At 54.4% G+C, this 12,571-nt stretch carries 25 protein-coding genes; all 25 read left to right on the forward strand.

Features of this window, described 5'->3' with window-relative positions; all coding sequences use genetic code 11:
* Positions 1-14: 14 nt before the first annotated feature.
* The 25 genes from tuf to rpsM all read left to right on the forward strand — a co-directional run bounded on the left by tuf (position 15) and on the right by rpsM (position 12,549).
* A complete protein-coding gene (gene tuf, locus JL015_RS11825; protein ID WP_025262054.1) occupies positions 15-1,208 on the forward strand; it encodes an elongation factor Tu in 1,194 nt (397 codons plus the stop codon).
* A gap of 140 nt (positions 1,209-1,348) precedes the next feature.
* Positions 1,349-1,660 carry a 30S ribosomal protein S10 gene (gene rpsJ / locus JL015_RS11830; RefSeq protein WP_003186070.1) on the forward strand — a complete coding sequence of 104 codons (312 nt, stop codon included), beginning with the start codon at positions 1,349-1,351 and terminating at the stop codon, positions 1,658-1,660.
* 81 nt (positions 1,661-1,741) lie between these two features.
* Positions 1,742-2,377: a 50S ribosomal protein L3 gene (gene rplC, locus JL015_RS11835; protein ID WP_025262053.1), complete on the forward strand. Its 636-nt coding sequence runs from the start codon at positions 1,742-1,744 to the stop codon at positions 2,375-2,377.
* Between the two features lie 12 nt (positions 2,378-2,389).
* A complete protein-coding gene (rplD, locus tag JL015_RS11840; RefSeq protein WP_201018610.1) occupies positions 2,390-2,992 on the forward strand; it encodes a 50S ribosomal protein L4 in 603 nt (200 codons plus the stop codon).
* Positions 2,989-3,288, forward strand: a complete 300-nt coding sequence (gene rplW, locus JL015_RS11845) for a 50S ribosomal protein L23 (RefSeq protein WP_002555488.1) — start codon at positions 2,989-2,991, stop codon at positions 3,286-3,288. The genes rplD and rplW overlap by 4 nt, the downstream gene beginning before the upstream one ends.
* A gap of 14 nt (positions 3,289-3,302) precedes the next feature.
* Entirely contained in the window at positions 3,303-4,127 is an 825-nt protein-coding gene (gene rplB / locus JL015_RS11850) for a 50S ribosomal protein L2 (RefSeq protein ID WP_007924198.1), read from the forward strand.
* A gap of 16 nt (positions 4,128-4,143) precedes the next feature.
* Positions 4,144-4,419 (forward strand): 30S ribosomal protein S19, encoded by a 276-nt coding sequence (gene rpsS / locus JL015_RS11855; RefSeq protein WP_002555486.1) that lies wholly within the window; start codon positions 4,144-4,146, stop codon positions 4,417-4,419.
* A 13-nt stretch (positions 4,420-4,432) separates the two neighbouring features.
* Entirely contained in the window at positions 4,433-4,765 is a 333-nt protein-coding gene (gene rplV, locus JL015_RS11860) for a 50S ribosomal protein L22 (protein ID WP_002555485.1), read from the forward strand.
* Between the two features lie 13 nt (positions 4,766-4,778).
* Positions 4,779-5,465, forward strand: a complete 687-nt coding sequence (gene rpsC, locus JL015_RS11865) for a 30S ribosomal protein S3 (RefSeq protein WP_025262051.1) — start codon at positions 4,779-4,781, stop codon at positions 5,463-5,465.
* 12 nt (positions 5,466-5,477) lie between these two features.
* Positions 5,478-5,891, forward strand: coding sequence for a 50S ribosomal protein L16 (gene rplP, locus JL015_RS11870; protein WP_025262050.1), 414 nt, complete (start codon positions 5,478-5,480; stop codon positions 5,889-5,891).
* Positions 5,891-6,082, forward strand: coding sequence for a 50S ribosomal protein L29 (gene rpmC / locus JL015_RS11875; RefSeq protein WP_002555481.1), 192 nt, complete (start codon positions 5,891-5,893; stop codon positions 6,080-6,082). Before rplP ends, rpmC begins: the two co-directional genes overlap by 1 nt.
* A gap of 2 nt (positions 6,083-6,084) precedes the next feature.
* Positions 6,085-6,351, forward strand: coding sequence for a 30S ribosomal protein S17 (gene rpsQ / locus JL015_RS11880; protein WP_002555480.1), 267 nt, complete (start codon positions 6,085-6,087; stop codon positions 6,349-6,351).
* Positions 6,352-6,374: 23 nt separating this feature from the next.
* Complete coding sequence (gene rplN, locus JL015_RS11885) at positions 6,375-6,743, forward strand: 50S ribosomal protein L14 (RefSeq protein ID WP_002555479.1); 369 nt, start codon at positions 6,375-6,377, stop codon at positions 6,741-6,743.
* 11 nt (positions 6,744-6,754) lie between these two features.
* A complete protein-coding gene (rplX, locus tag JL015_RS11890; RefSeq protein ID WP_002555478.1) occupies positions 6,755-7,069 on the forward strand; it encodes a 50S ribosomal protein L24 in 315 nt (104 codons plus the stop codon).
* A 20-nt stretch (positions 7,070-7,089) separates the two neighbouring features.
* Positions 7,090-7,629, forward strand: coding sequence for a 50S ribosomal protein L5 (rplE, locus tag JL015_RS11895; protein ID WP_004883677.1), 540 nt, complete (start codon positions 7,090-7,092; stop codon positions 7,627-7,629).
* Positions 7,630-7,642: 13 nt separating this feature from the next.
* On the forward strand, positions 7,643-7,948 hold the full coding sequence (gene rpsN / locus JL015_RS11900) for a 30S ribosomal protein S14 (RefSeq protein WP_025262049.1): 306 nt from the start codon (positions 7,643-7,645) through the stop codon (positions 7,946-7,948).
* 213 nt (positions 7,949-8,161) lie between these two features.
* Entirely contained in the window at positions 8,162-8,554 is a 393-nt protein-coding gene (gene rpsH, locus JL015_RS11905; protein WP_025262048.1) for a 30S ribosomal protein S8, read from the forward strand.
* A gap of 12 nt (positions 8,555-8,566) precedes the next feature.
* Complete coding sequence (rplF, locus tag JL015_RS11910) at positions 8,567-9,100, forward strand: 50S ribosomal protein L6 (RefSeq protein ID WP_201007041.1); 534 nt, start codon at positions 8,567-8,569, stop codon at positions 9,098-9,100.
* Positions 9,101-9,110: 10 nt separating this feature from the next.
* On the forward strand, positions 9,111-9,461 hold the full coding sequence (gene rplR / locus JL015_RS11915) for a 50S ribosomal protein L18 (RefSeq protein ID WP_002555473.1): 351 nt from the start codon (positions 9,111-9,113) through the stop codon (positions 9,459-9,461).
* A gap of 3 nt (positions 9,462-9,464) precedes the next feature.
* Positions 9,465-9,965 (forward strand): 30S ribosomal protein S5, encoded by a 501-nt coding sequence (rpsE, locus tag JL015_RS11920; protein ID WP_024687031.1) that lies wholly within the window; start codon positions 9,465-9,467, stop codon positions 9,963-9,965.
* A 2-nt stretch (positions 9,966-9,967) separates the two neighbouring features.
* Positions 9,968-10,144 (forward strand): 50S ribosomal protein L30, encoded by a 177-nt coding sequence (gene rpmD / locus JL015_RS11925; RefSeq protein WP_009397493.1) that lies wholly within the window; start codon positions 9,968-9,970, stop codon positions 10,142-10,144.
* Between the two features lie 3 nt (positions 10,145-10,147).
* On the forward strand, positions 10,148-10,582 hold the full coding sequence (gene rplO, locus JL015_RS11930; protein WP_007924183.1) for a 50S ribosomal protein L15: 435 nt from the start codon (positions 10,148-10,150) through the stop codon (positions 10,580-10,582).
* On the forward strand, positions 10,583-11,917 hold the full coding sequence (gene secY / locus JL015_RS11935; protein WP_201007039.1) for a preprotein translocase subunit SecY: 1,335 nt from the start codon (positions 10,583-10,585) through the stop codon (positions 11,915-11,917).
* 28 nt (positions 11,918-11,945) lie between these two features.
* Complete coding sequence (rpmJ, locus tag JL015_RS11940) at positions 11,946-12,062, forward strand: 50S ribosomal protein L36 (RefSeq protein WP_002555468.1); 117 nt, start codon at positions 11,946-11,948, stop codon at positions 12,060-12,062.
* Between the two features lie 130 nt (positions 12,063-12,192).
* Positions 12,193-12,549: a 30S ribosomal protein S13 gene (gene rpsM / locus JL015_RS11945; RefSeq protein ID WP_004883692.1), complete on the forward strand. Its 357-nt coding sequence runs from the start codon at positions 12,193-12,195 to the stop codon at positions 12,547-12,549.
* Positions 12,550-12,571 lie beyond the last annotated feature (22 nt).

Raw genomic sequence — 12,571 nt, forward strand, 5'->3', positions numbered from 1 at the left:
AGGAGTTCACTGTCGTGGCTAAAGAAAAATTTGAACGTAACAAACCGCACGTCAACGTTGGCACCATCGGTCACGTTGACCACGGTAAAACCACTCTGACCGCTGCTCTGACTCGCGTTTGCTCCGAAGTTTTCGGTTCCGCAAAGGTTGACTTCGACAAGATCGACAGCGCCCCGGAAGAGAAGGCTCGTGGTATCACCATCAACACCGCTCACGTTGAATACGATTCGTCCGTGCGTCACTACGCACACGTTGACTGCCCAGGTCACGCCGACTACGTAAAAAACATGATCACCGGTGCTGCTCAGATGGACGGCGCTATCCTGGTTTGTTCGGCTGCTGATGGTCCGATGCCACAAACTCGTGAGCACATCCTGCTGTCCCGTCAGGTTGGCGTTCCGTACATCGTTGTCTTCCTGAACAAGGCTGACATGGTTGACGACGCTGAGCTGCTGGAACTGGTTGAGATGGAAGTGCGCGATCTGCTGAGCACTTACGACTTCCCGGGCGACGACACTCCGATCATCATCGGTTCGGCTCTGATGGCTCTGAACGGCCAAGACGACAACGAAATGGGTACTTCGGCTGTCAAGAAGCTGGTTGAGACTCTGGACAGCTACATCCCAGAGCCTGAGCGCGCTATCGACAAGCCGTTCCTGATGCCAATCGAAGACGTATTCTCGATCTCCGGTCGCGGTACTGTTGTAACTGGTCGTGTTGAGCGTGGCATCATCAAGATCCAGGAAGAAGTAGAAATCGTAGGTCTGCGCGACACTACCAAAACTACTTGCACTGGCGTTGAGATGTTCCGCAAGCTGCTGGACGAAGGCCGTGCTGGTGAGAACTGCGGCGTTCTGCTGCGTGGCACCAAGCGTGACGACGTTGAGCGTGGCCAGGTTCTGGTCAAGCCAGGCACCGTCAAGCCGCACACTCAGTTCGAAGCTGAAATCTACGTTCTGAGCAAAGAAGAAGGCGGTCGTCACACTCCGTTCTTCAAAGGCTACCGTCCACAGTTCTACTTCCGTACTACCGACGTAACTGGTAGCTGCGAACTGCCGGAAGGCGTTGAGATGGTAATGCCAGGTGATAACGTGAAAGTTTCCGTTACCCTGATCAAGCCAATCGCAATGGAAGACGGTCTGCGTTTCGCTATCCGTGAAGGCGGTCGTACCGTCGGCGCTGGCGTCGTAGCCAAAATCATCGCTTAAGCGTTGATTCAAGAAAAAGCCTCCGCTTGCGGGGGCTTTTTTATTGGGTTGACACTCTGTTAGCTCGTCTATAGAATTGCGCCTCCTTTTAACGGGCGTATTGCGCTCGGTGGGAACAGCAATCTGGAGTCTGAAATCCAATGCAAAATCAGCAAATCCGTATCAGGTTGAAGGCTTTTGACCATCGCCTGATCGACCAATCAACCCAGGAAATCGTGGAAACCGCGAAACGTACTGGTGCTCAGGTGCGTGGTCCAATTCCACTGCCGACCCGTAAAGAGCGGTTCACCGTTCTGGTTTCCCCGCACGTCAACAAAGACGCGCGCGACCAGTACGAGATCCGCACTCATAAGCGCGTTCTGGACATCGTCCAGCCAACGGATAAAACCGTTGATGCTCTTATGAAGCTTGATCTTGCGGCCGGTGTGGAAGTGCAGATCAGCCTCGGCTAAGACTCGGGTCTTAGTCGTGTAACGCTCTGAAATGGGCGGCCATAGCGGGTGAAAGCCCCGTACACTCATGAGGTTTACAACATGACTATTGGTGTAGTCGGTCGTAAATGCGGTATGACCCGTATTTTCACCGAAGAAGGTGTCTCCATTCCGGTCACGGTCATTGAGATCGAGCCGAATCGCGTCACTCAGTTCAAAACCGAAGAAACCGATGGCTATCGTGCAGTGCAAGTCACTGTCGGCGAGCGTCGCGCTTCGCGTGTTACAGCTGCTCAAGCTGGCCACTTCGCCAAGGCGAATGTAGCTGCTGGTCGCACTGTTCTTGAGTTCCGTCTTGAAGAAGGCGAATACAAGGCTGGCGATCTGATCAACGCTGAAATCTTCGCTGCTGGTCAACTGGTTGATGTAACCGGTCAGTCCAAAGGTAAGGGTTTCCAGGGTACGATCAAGCGCTGGAATTTCCGTGGCCAGGATAACACCCACGGTAACTCCGTATCCCACCGCGTCCCAGGCTCTATCGGCCAGTGCCAGACTCCTGGTCGTGTATTCAAGGGCAAAAAAATGTCCGGTCATATGGGCGCTGAGCGCGTGACCGTGCAGTCCCTCGAAGTAGTGCGCGTGGACGCTGAACGCAATCTGTTGTTGGTCAAGGGCGCTGTTCCTGGCGCTACTGGCGGCAATCTGGTTGTACGTCCAGCAGCCAAGGCTCGCGGTTAAGGGGAAGCTGACATGCAATTAAATGTAAATGACGCTCAAGCAATCGAAGTTTCCGAACTGACATTTGGCGGCGAATTCAACGAGACACTGGTGCACCAGGCAGTCGTAGCCTACATGGCTGGCGGTCGTCAGGGCAGCAAGCAGCAAAAGACCCGTTCCGACGTTTCCGGTGGCGGCAAGCGCCCATGGCGTCAGAAGGGTACTGGTCGCGCTCGTGCCGGTACTATCCGTAGCCCAATCTGGCGTGGCGGCGGTACCACTTTCGCAGCACGTCCTCAGGACCACAGCCAGAAACTCAACAAGAAGATGTATCGCGCTGCTCTGCGTTCCATCCTTGGCGAGCTGGTTCGTACTGAACGTCTGGTCGTGGTTCAGGACTTCGCTGTTGAAGCACCGAAAACCAAAGATCTGCTGAACAAGCTGAATGGCATGGGTCTGACTGATGTTCTGATCGTGTCTGACGCTGTTGATCAGAATCTGTACCTGGCTGCTCGTAACCTGCCTCACGTCGACGTACGTGATGTTCAAGGTTCCGATCCAGTTAGTCTGATCGCATACGACAAAGTGTTGATCACTGTGTCGGCCGTGAAGAAATTCGAGGAGCTGCTGGGATGAACCAGGAACGCGTATTTAAAGTTCTACTTGGCCCGCACGTTTCCGAGAAGGCCACGGTTCTGGCTGACAAGAAAGGCCAGTTCGTTTTCAAGGTTGCTACTGATGCAACCAAGCTGGAAATCAAGAAGGCCGTCGAAAGCCTGTTCAGCGTGAAAGTAGAGCGTGTTACTACCCTGAATGTTCTGGGTAAGAGCAAGCGCACTGCTCGCGGTCTGGGCAAGCGTAATGACTGGAAGAAGGCAGTTATCTCCCTTCAGCCAGGCCAAGATCTCGATTTCAGCAGCAGTGCTGAGTAAGGAAGGGGTGCATCATGGCAATCGTTAAATGCAAACCGACTTCCCCTGGCCGCCGTTTTGTGGTCAAGGTGGTCAATCAGGAGCTGCATAAAGGCGCTCCTCACGCACCGCTGCTCGAGAAAAAATCGAAGTCTGGTGGTCGTAACAACAATGGCCGTATCACTACACGTCACGTGGGTGGTGGTCATAAGCAGCACTATCGTTTGGTTGACTTCCGTCGCAACGACAAAGATGGCATCGCTGCCACTGTCGAGCGTATCGAATACGATCCAAACCGTACTGCTCACATCGCTCTGCTGCTGTACGCAGATGGCGAGCGCCGCTACATCATCGCCCCTAAAGGCGTGAGTGCTGGCGACCAGCTGATTGCTGGTGCTTTGGCTCCAATCAAGCCGGGCAACGCTCTTCAACTGCGCAACATCCCAGTTGGTAGCACCGTACACGGCATCGAACTGAAGCCAGGTAAAGGCGCACAGATCGCTCGTTCCGCTGGTGCTTCTGCACAGCTGATCGCTCGTGAAGGCGTGTACGTTACCCTGCGTCTTCGCTCCGGTGAAATGCGCAAAGTACTGGCTGAATGCCGTGCAACGCTTGGCGAAGTCTCGAACTCCGAGCACAGCCTGCGTTCCCTGGGTAAAGCTGGTGCCAAACGCTGGCGTGGCGTTCGCCCAACCGTTCGTGGTGTTGCCATGAACCCGGTTGACCACCCACATGGTGGTGGTGAAGGTCGTACCTCTGGTGGTCGTCATCCGGTATCGCCGTGGGGCTTCCCGACTAAGGGCGCGAAGACTCGTGGTAATAAGCGTACCGACAAAATGATCGTCCGTCGTCGCAAGTAAATAGAGGGATACGACAGTGCCACGTTCTCTGAAAAAAGGTCCTTTTATTGATCTTCACCTACTGAAGAAGATCGAAGTGGCGGCGGAAAAGAACGATCGCAAACCAGTGAAAACCTGGTCGCGCCGTTCGATGATCCTGCCACAAATGGTCGGTCTGACCATTGCTGTGCATAACGGTCGTCAACATGTTCCAGTTCTCGTGAACGAAGACATGGTCGGCCATAAACTGGGCGAGTTTGCCGGTACCCGCACTTATCGTGGGCACGTGGCAGACAAGAAAGCCAAGCGTTAAGGGGTAAGGAACGATGGAAGTAGCCGCTAAGTTGTCGGGCGCTCGAATCTCCGCCCAGAAAGCCCGCTTGGTCGCCGACCAGATCCGCGGGAAGAAGGTGGGCGAAGCGCTCAACCTGTTGGCTTTCAGCAGTAAGAAAGCCGCCGAGATCCTGAAGAAAGTGCTGGAGTCGGCTGTAGCCAACGCCGAGCATAACGAAGGCGCAGACGTTGATGACCTGAAGGTCTCCACCGTTTTCGTCAACGAAGGGCGTTCGCTGAAGCGCATCATGCCACGTGCCAAAGGCCGTGCTGATCGCATCGTCAAGCGGTCTTGCCATATCACTGTCAAGGTCGCTGACAAGTAACGGAGTCGAAGAGATGGGTCAGAAAGTACATCCCATTGGCATTCGCCTGGGAATCGTCAAGGAGCACACCTCCGTCTGGTACGCAGACGGTCGCACTTACGCAGACTACCTGCTGGCAGATCTGCAGGTGCGTGAGTACCTCCAAGACAAACTAAAAAGCGCGTCCGTAAGCCGTATCGATATCCATCGTCCGGCTCAGACAGCACGCATCACCATCCACACCGCTCGTCCAGGTATCGTTATCGGGAAGAAAGGTGAAGATGTTGAGAAGCTGCGTCAGGACCTGACCAAGCAAATGGGTGTGCCTGTGCACATTAATATCGAAGAGATCCGCAAGCCGGAGCTCGACGGTATGCTGGTTGCGCAGAGCGTAGCTCAGCAGCTGGAGCGCCGCGTAATGTTCCGTCGCGCTATGAAGCGCGCTGTACAGAACGCCATGCGCATTGGTGCCAAAGGCATCAAAATCCAAGTGAGCGGTCGTCTCGGCGGTGCTGAAATCGCACGTACTGAATGGTATCGCGAAGGTCGTGTGCCACTGCACACCCTGCGTGCCGACATCGACTATGCCAACTACGAAGCTCACACCACTTATGGTGTGATCGGTGTAAAGGTTTGGATCTTCAAAGGCGAAGTAATTGGTGGTCGCCAAGAAGAACTGAAACCACAAGCACCAGCGCCTCGTAAAAAAGCTGCTAAGTAAGGGGTACGCCAAATGTTGCAACCAAAGCGTACGAAGTTCCGCAAGCAAATGACTGGCCACAACCGTGGTCTGGCATTGCGCGGTAGCAAAGTCAGCTTCGGCGAGTTCGCGCTGAAGTCTGTTGCTCGTGGTCGTCTCACCGCTCGTCAGATCGAGTCAGCGCGTCGTGCACTGACACGTCACGTTAAACGTGGCGGCAAGATCTGGATCCGTGTATTCCCGGACAAGCCTATTTCCAAAAAGCCCCTCGAAGTTCGTATGGGTAAAGGTAAGGGTAACGTCGAGTACTGGGTTGCCCAGATTCAGCCAGGCAAAGTCCTGTATGAAATCGAGGGTGTTACTGAAGAGCTGGCGCGTGAGGCTTTCGCCCTGGCTGCTGCAAAGCTGCCGCTCGCCACCTCCTTTGTTAAGCGGACGGTGATGTGATGAAAGCGAATGAACTTCGTGAAAAATCAGCACAGCAGCTGAACGAGCAACTGCTCGGCCTGCTGCGCGACCAGTTCAATCTGCGTATGCAGAAAGCAACTGGCCAGTTGGGGCAGTCTCACCTGCTCTCGCAAGTTAAGCGTGACATCGCTCGCGTGAAGACTGTGCTCAACCAGCAGGCAGGTAAGTAATCATGGCTGAAGCCGAAAAAACCGTCCGTACGCTGACTGGCCGTGTTGTCAGCGACAAGATGGACAAGACCATCACCGTTCTGATTGAGCGTCGCGTCAAGCACCCAATCTACGGTAAATACGTTAAGCGTTCGACTAAGCTGCACGCGCACGACGAAACCAATCAGTGCCATATCGGCGACAAGGTCACTATTCGTGAAACTCGTCCGGTAGCCAAGACCAAGTCTTGGGCGTTGGTTGATATCCTCGAACGCGCTGTGGAAGTCTAAGGACTAGGGGTCGGAGAAATTATATGATTCAGACTCAATCCATGCTCGATGTGGCCGATAACAGCGGCGCTCGCCGCGTTATGTGCATCAAGGTGCTGGGTGGCTCCCATCGTCGTTACGCTGGTATCGGTGACATCATCAAAGTGACCGTCAAGGAAGCAATTCCACGCGGTAAGGTGAAAAAAGGCCAAGTGATGACTGCTGTTGTAGTCCGCACTCGCCACGGTGTTCGTCGTGCAGACGGCTCCATCATCCGCTTCGATGGCAACGCTGCTGTTCTGTTGAACAACAAGCAAGAGCCGATCGGTACCCGTATCTTTGGGCCAGTGACCCGTGAACTTCGTACTGAGAAGTTCATGAAGATCGTCTCGCTCGCCCCAGAAGTACTGTAAGGAGATCCGACATGCAAAAGATTCGTCGTGACGACGAGATCATCGTGATCGCCGGCAAAGACAAAGGTAAGCGCGGTAAGGTGCTCAAGGTTCTCGCTGATGACCGTCTGGTCGTTGGTGGGATCAACCTGGTGAAGCGTCATACCAAGCCAAACCCGATGTCGGGCGTACAGGGCGGTATCGTCGAGAAAGAAGCGCCACTGCACGCTTCCAACGTCGCCATTTTCAACGGCGCAACCAACAAGGCTGACCGCGTTGGTTTCAAAGTTGAAGACGGCAAGAAAATTCGTGTCTTCAAGTCGACCCAAAAAGCGGTTGATGCTTGAACACTGCTAGGTAGAAGACCATGGCACGACTAAAAGAGATTTACCGGAAGGAAATCGCTCCGAAGCTTAAGGAAGAACTTAAGCTGGCGAACGTGATGGAAGTTCCGCGCGTTACCAAAATCACCCTGAACATGGGTCTGGGCGAAGCGATCGGCGACAAGAAAGTCATCGAGCACGCTGTTGCTGACCTGGAAAAGATCACCGGTCAAAAAGTTGTTGTGACTTACGCTCGGAAATCCATCGCTGGCTTTAAAGTCCGTGAAGGTTGGCCGATCGGCGTCAAAGTAACTCTGCGCCGCGATCGTATGTACGAATTCCTGGATCGTCTGCTGTCGATCTCCCTGCCTCGGGTTCGCGACTTCCGCGGCCTGAATGCCAAGTCCTTCGATGGTCGTGGTAACTACAGCATGGGCGTTAAAGAGCAGATCATCTTCCCGGAAATCGACTACGACAAGATCGATGCTCTCCGCGGTCTGGACATTACCCTGACCACCACTGCCAAGAACGATGACGAAGGCCGCGCACTGCTGCGTGCTTTCAAATTCCCGTTCCGCAACTGATTGGAGTAGGAAAATGGCCAAGAAGAGCATGAAAAACCGTGAGCTGAAGCGTCAGCTCACTGTTGCCAAGTTCGCCGTAAAGCGTGCAGCGCTCAAAGCAATCATCGTTGATCTGAACGCAAGTCCAGAAGCGCGTTGGGAAGCTACCGTAGCTCTGCAGAAGCAACCACGTGACGCAAGCGCTTCGCGCATGCGTAACCGTTGCCGCATCACCGGTCGTCCACACGGCGTCTATCGCAAGTTCGGCCTTGGCCGTAACAAGCTGCGTGAAGCAGCAATGCGTGGTGACGTTCCAGGTCTGGTTAAAGCCAGCTGGTAAGACGTACCTCTCGCTACCTGTCGTCGGTTTCGCAAGAAATCGACGCCAGGTAAGCCGGGAAATCAAATCAAGCCCCTTTTGGGGCTTGATTCGTTTCTAGTGTAGGTCTAGAATTGCCGGCTCGCCTGAGCCCGTGTTTTTACTTGCCCGGAAAATCTCGGCGACAAGCTGTAGCCGCAAGGCTAATTATTTTGTATTAGGAGCGTCTAGCCCATGAGTATGCAGGACCCGTTAGCGGACATGCTAACTCGTATCCGTAATGCCCAGATGGCTGAAAAGCCCGTCGTGAGCATGCCATCTTCCACGTTGAAGGTTGCTGTAGCCAAAGTCCTGAAAGACGAAGGTTACATTGCGGGTTATCAGATCAGCAGCGAAATCAAACCGTTGCTGTCCATCGAGCTGAAGTACTTCGAAGGCCGTCCAGTCATCGAAGAAGTGAAGCGCGTCAGCCGCCCAGGCTTGCGTCAGTACAAGTCCTCCGATGATCTGCCAAAAGTTCGTGGCGGTCTCGGTGTGTCTATCGTCTCCACCAACAAAGGTGTGATGACGGATCGTGCTGCGCGCGCTGCCGGTGTCGGTGGCGAAGTGCTTTGCACTGTGTTCTAAGGGGGGATAAGCATGTCACGCGTAGCTAAGAACCCCGTTAAGTTGCCATCCGGCGTCGAGATCAAACTCGTCGGCCAGCAGCTTTCGGTGAAGGGTGCCAAGGGTACTCTGGAACTGAACGTCCATTCGTCCGTTGAAATTGTTGAAGAAGCTGGTGAGCTGCGTTTTTCTGCTCGCAATGGCGATCAACAGACTCGCGCAATGGCAGGCACAACTCGTGCACTGGTTAACAACATGGTCCAGGGCGTAAGCCAAGGCTTCGAGCGTAAGCTCCAGCTGGTCGGTGTTGGTTACAAAGCGCAAGCAAAAGGCTCGGTCCTGAACCTGGCACTTGGCTTCTCGCACCCGGTGGATTACGAATTGCCAAATGGCATTACCGCTGAGACCCCCAACCAGACCGATATCCTGATTCGTGGTATCGACAAGCAGTTGGTTGGTCAAGTGGCCGCTGAGATCCGCGACTTCCGCCGTCCTGAGCCGTACAAAGGCAAAGGTGTGCGTTACGCAGACGAAGTCGTCCGCCGTAAAGAAGCCAAGAAGAAGTAGGGCATAGCAAATGACCGTCAAAAAAGTTACCCGACTGCGTCGCGCTCGCAAAGCACGCCTGAAAATGCACGAACTAGAAGTCGTGCGTCTCTGCGTGCACCGCTCTTCGCAGCACATTTATGCCCAGGTCATTTCGGCCGACGGCAGCAAAGTCCTGGCAAGCGCCTCGACTTTGGACAAAGAACTGCGTGATGGCGCCACTGGCAACATCGACGCGGCCACTAAGGTTGGCAAGCTGGTCGCCGAGCGTGCAAAAGCCGCTGGCGTATCGCAAGTGGCTTTCGACCGTTCTGGCTTCAAGTACCACGGCCGTGTCAAAGCGCTGGCTGATGCTGCTCGTGAAGGCGGGCTGGAGTTCTAAGTTATGGCAAATAACGACCAAAAACGCGACGAAGGCTACATCGAGAAGCTGGTTCAAGTTAACCGCGTGGCCAAAACCGTAAAAGGCGGCCGTATCTTCACTTTCACTGCGTTGACCGTAGTGGGTGATGGTAAAGGGCGTGTTGGCTTCGGCCGTGGCAAGTCACGTGAAGTGCCTGCTGCAATCCAGAAAGCGATGGAAGCTGCTCGCCGCAACATGATCCAAGTCGATCTGAACGGCACCACTCTGCAGTACGCAATGAAGTCTGCTCATGGCGCTTCCAAGGTGTACATGCAGCCTGCTTCTGAAGGTACCGGTATCATCGCTGGCGGCGCTATGCGCGCAGTGCTGGAAGTTGCTGGTGTCCAGAACGTATTGGCCAAGTGCTACGGCTCTACTAACCCTGTAAACGTGGTTCACGCCACTTTCAAGGGTCTGAAGGGCATGCAGTCTCCTGAGTCCATTGCTGCCAAGCGTGGCAAGCGTGTTGAGGAGATCATCTGATCATGGCTACCGTTAAAGTAACGCTGATCAAAAGCACCGCCGGCCGTCTCCCTAACCACAAACTGTGCGTTAAGGGTCTGGGTCTGCGTCGCATCGGTCACACTGTAGAAGTCCAGGATACTCCCGAAAATCGCGGGATGATCAACAAGGCTTACTACATGCTGCGAGTCGAGGGTTAATCGATGAAACTCAATGATCTGAGTCCAGCGCCGGGTTCCCGTCGCGAAAAGCATCGTCCGGGCCGTGGTATCGGTAGCGGTTTGGGTAAGACTGGTGGCCGTGGTCACAAAGGTCAGACCTCCCGCTCCGGTGGCACTATTGCTCCGGGCTTTGAAGGCGGCCAACAGCCGCTGCATCGTCGTCTGCCAAAATTCGGTTTCGTTTCCCTGAAAGCCATGGACCGCGCAGAAGTGCGTCTGTCCGAGCTGGCCAAAGTGGAAGGCGACATCGTAACTGTGCAGTCCCTGAAGGATGCCAACGTGATTAACCAGAACGTACAGCGCGTGAAAATCATGCTGTCCGGCGAAGTTACTCGCGCTGTCACCATCAAAGGTATCGCAGCCACCAAAGGTGCGCGTGCGGCTATCGAAGCAGCTGGCGGCAAGTTCGAGGAATAAATGGCTAAGCAAGGTGCTCTCTCTGCGCTCGGCAAAGGCGGTATGTCTGAACTCTGGGCTCGTCTGCGTTTTCTGTTCCTGGCGATTATCGTCTACCGAATAGGCGCACACATCCCGGTTCCAGGTATCAACCCGGAGCGACTCGCGGACCTGTTTCGACAGAATGAGGGGACCATTCTTAGCTTGTTCAACATGTTTTCCGGCGGTGCGCTGGAGCGGATGAGCATCTTTGCACTGGGGATCATGCCGTACATTTCGGCATCGATCATCATGCAGCTGATGACCGCCGTCAGCCCACAGCTGGAGCAGTTGAAGAAGGAAGGTGAAGCTGGCCGTCGCAAGATCAGCCAGTACACCCGCTACGGCACCGTCGTCCTGGCCCTGGTTCAAGCTACCGGCATGTCCGTTGGCCTGGCTGGTCAGGGCGTTGCTTTCTCTGCAGACATCGGCTTCCACTTCGTAGCTGTCACCACCTTTGTGGCTGGTGCAATGTTCATGATGTGGCTGGGCGAGCAGATTACCGAGCGCGGTGTTGGTAACGGTATCTCGATGTTGATTTTCGCAGGTATCGTCGCCGGTCTTCCGAGAGCGATTGGGCAGTCTTTCGAGTCTGCACGTCAGGGTGATATCAATATCTTCGCCTTGGTCGCCATCGGTTTGCTGGCAGTAGCGATCATCGGTTTCGTGGTGTTCATTGAGCGTGGTCAGCGTCGTATTGCTGTTCACTACGCCAAGCGTCAGCAAGGCCGCAAGGTCTTCGCAGCGCAGACCAGCCACTTGCCGCTGAAAGTGAACATGGCTGGTGTTATTCCTGCCATTTTCGCGAGCAGCATCTTGCTGTTCCCGGCTTCGTTGGGGTCCTGGTTCGGTCAGTCTGAAGGTATGGGCTGGTTGCAGGACATCTCGCAGTCGATCGCTCCTGGTCAGCCGTTGAATATTCTGCTGTTTAGTGCAGGGATTATTTTCTTCTGCTTCTTCTATACGGCGTTGATGTTCAATCCGAAAGACGTAGCGGAAAACCTGAAGAAGTCCGGTGCCTTTATTCCGGGCATCCGTCCAGGTGAGCAGTCTGCGCGCTACATTGATGGCGTACTGACTCGCTTGACCATGTTCGGTGCTCTTTATATGACGGCCGTGTGTCTGCTTCCCCAGTTTCTGGTGGTTGCGGCAAACGTACCGTTCTACCTTGGCGGGACCTCGTTGCTGATCGTGGTCGTGGTTGTGATGGACTTTATGTCGCAAGTACAATCTCACCTCGTTTCGCACCAGTATGAATCCCTGATGAAGAAAGCCAACCTGAAGGGTTACGGCAGCGGCGGCGGAATGCTGCGCTGAGGTACCCATAAGGTTCGAGGAGTTGGTGATGAAAGTTCGTGCATCGGTGAAAAAGCTGTGCCGTAACTGCAAGATTATTCGCCGCGAAGGTGTTGTTCGAGTAATTTGCAGCGCGGAACCACGTCATAAACAGCGCCAAGGCTGATTGTGATTTGTGCTTAAGCCCAGCAGCTAGTGCGCTGCTGGGTTGATTATTTGTTACTACAGCGATATTATCTCGCGCCCTATTTCTTGGCTTCCGGGGCGTAGGTAGCTGTCAATTGGAGTCCCACTGAATGGCCCGTATTGCAGGCGTTAACATTCCAGATAACAAGCATACTGTTATCTCGCTGACCTACATCTATGGTGTTGGTCGCACTACTGCACAGAAAATTTGTGCAACCACTGGGGTTAACCCAGCGGCAAAGATCAAAGATCTGAGCGACGAGCAGATTGAACAGCTGCGTGGCGAAGTGGCGAAGTTCACCACTGAAGGTGACCTGCGTCGCGAAATCAACATGAAAATCAAGCGCTTGATGGACTTGGGCTGCTACCGCGGTCTGCGTCATCGTCGTGGTCTTCCAGTACGCGGTCAGCGTACCAAGACCAACGCGCGTACTCGCAAAGGTCCGCGTAAGCCGATCCGCAAGTAATCGCTCCAGCGTATCGACAGGA

Source organism: Pseudomonas cichorii, from assembly GCF_015471405.1.
GTDB classification, from domain to species: Bacteria; Pseudomonadota; Gammaproteobacteria; order Pseudomonadales; family Pseudomonadaceae; genus Aquipseudomonas; species Aquipseudomonas serbiensis.

Bases quoted from the DNA above. Each gene is read 5' to 3' on its own strand.
- rpsJ (WP_003186070.1), top strand. From the start codon at position 1,349: ATGCAAAATCAGCAAATCCGTATCAGGTTGAAGGCTTTTGACCATCGC.
- rplC (WP_025262053.1), top strand. From the start codon at position 1,742: ATGACTATTGGTGTAGTCGGTCGTAAATGCGGTATGACCCGTATTTTC.
- rplD (WP_201018610.1), top strand. From the start codon at position 2,390: ATGCAATTAAATGTAAATGACGCTCAAGCAATCGAAGTTTCCGAACTG.
- rplW (WP_002555488.1), top strand. From the start codon at position 2,989: ATGAACCAGGAACGCGTATTTAAAGTTCTACTTGGCCCGCACGTTTCC.
- rplB (WP_007924198.1), top strand. From the start codon at position 3,303: ATGGCAATCGTTAAATGCAAACCGACTTCCCCTGGCCGCCGTTTTGTG.
- rplV (WP_002555485.1), top strand. From the start codon at position 4,433: ATGGAAGTAGCCGCTAAGTTGTCGGGCGCTCGAATCTCCGCCCAGAAA.
- rpsC (WP_025262051.1), top strand. From the start codon at position 4,779: ATGGGTCAGAAAGTACATCCCATTGGCATTCGCCTGGGAATCGTCAAG.
- rplP (WP_025262050.1), top strand. From the start codon at position 5,478: ATGTTGCAACCAAAGCGTACGAAGTTCCGCAAGCAAATGACTGGCCAC.
- rpmC (WP_002555481.1), top strand. From the start codon at position 5,891: ATGAAAGCGAATGAACTTCGTGAAAAATCAGCACAGCAGCTGAACGAG.
- rpsQ (WP_002555480.1), top strand. From the start codon at position 6,085: ATGGCTGAAGCCGAAAAAACCGTCCGTACGCTGACTGGCCGTGTTGTC.
- rplN (WP_002555479.1), top strand. From the start codon at position 6,375: ATGATTCAGACTCAATCCATGCTCGATGTGGCCGATAACAGCGGCGCT.
- rplX (WP_002555478.1), top strand. From the start codon at position 6,755: ATGCAAAAGATTCGTCGTGACGACGAGATCATCGTGATCGCCGGCAAA.
- rplE (WP_004883677.1), top strand. From the start codon at position 7,090: ATGGCACGACTAAAAGAGATTTACCGGAAGGAAATCGCTCCGAAGCTT.
- rpsN (WP_025262049.1), top strand. From the start codon at position 7,643: ATGGCCAAGAAGAGCATGAAAAACCGTGAGCTGAAGCGTCAGCTCACT.
- rpsH (WP_025262048.1), top strand. From the start codon at position 8,162: ATGAGTATGCAGGACCCGTTAGCGGACATGCTAACTCGTATCCGTAAT.
- rplF (WP_201007041.1), top strand. From the start codon at position 8,567: ATGTCACGCGTAGCTAAGAACCCCGTTAAGTTGCCATCCGGCGTCGAG.
- rplR (WP_002555473.1), top strand. From the start codon at position 9,111: ATGACCGTCAAAAAAGTTACCCGACTGCGTCGCGCTCGCAAAGCACGC.
- rpsE (WP_024687031.1), top strand. From the start codon at position 9,465: ATGGCAAATAACGACCAAAAACGCGACGAAGGCTACATCGAGAAGCTG.
- rpmD (WP_009397493.1), top strand. From the start codon at position 9,968: ATGGCTACCGTTAAAGTAACGCTGATCAAAAGCACCGCCGGCCGTCTC.
- rplO (WP_007924183.1), top strand. From the start codon at position 10,148: ATGAAACTCAATGATCTGAGTCCAGCGCCGGGTTCCCGTCGCGAAAAG.
- secY (WP_201007039.1), top strand. From the start codon at position 10,583: ATGGCTAAGCAAGGTGCTCTCTCTGCGCTCGGCAAAGGCGGTATGTCT.
- rpmJ (WP_002555468.1), top strand. From the start codon at position 11,946: ATGAAAGTTCGTGCATCGGTGAAAAAGCTGTGCCGTAACTGCAAGATT.
- rpsM (WP_004883692.1), top strand. From the start codon at position 12,193: ATGGCCCGTATTGCAGGCGTTAACATTCCAGATAACAAGCATACTGTT.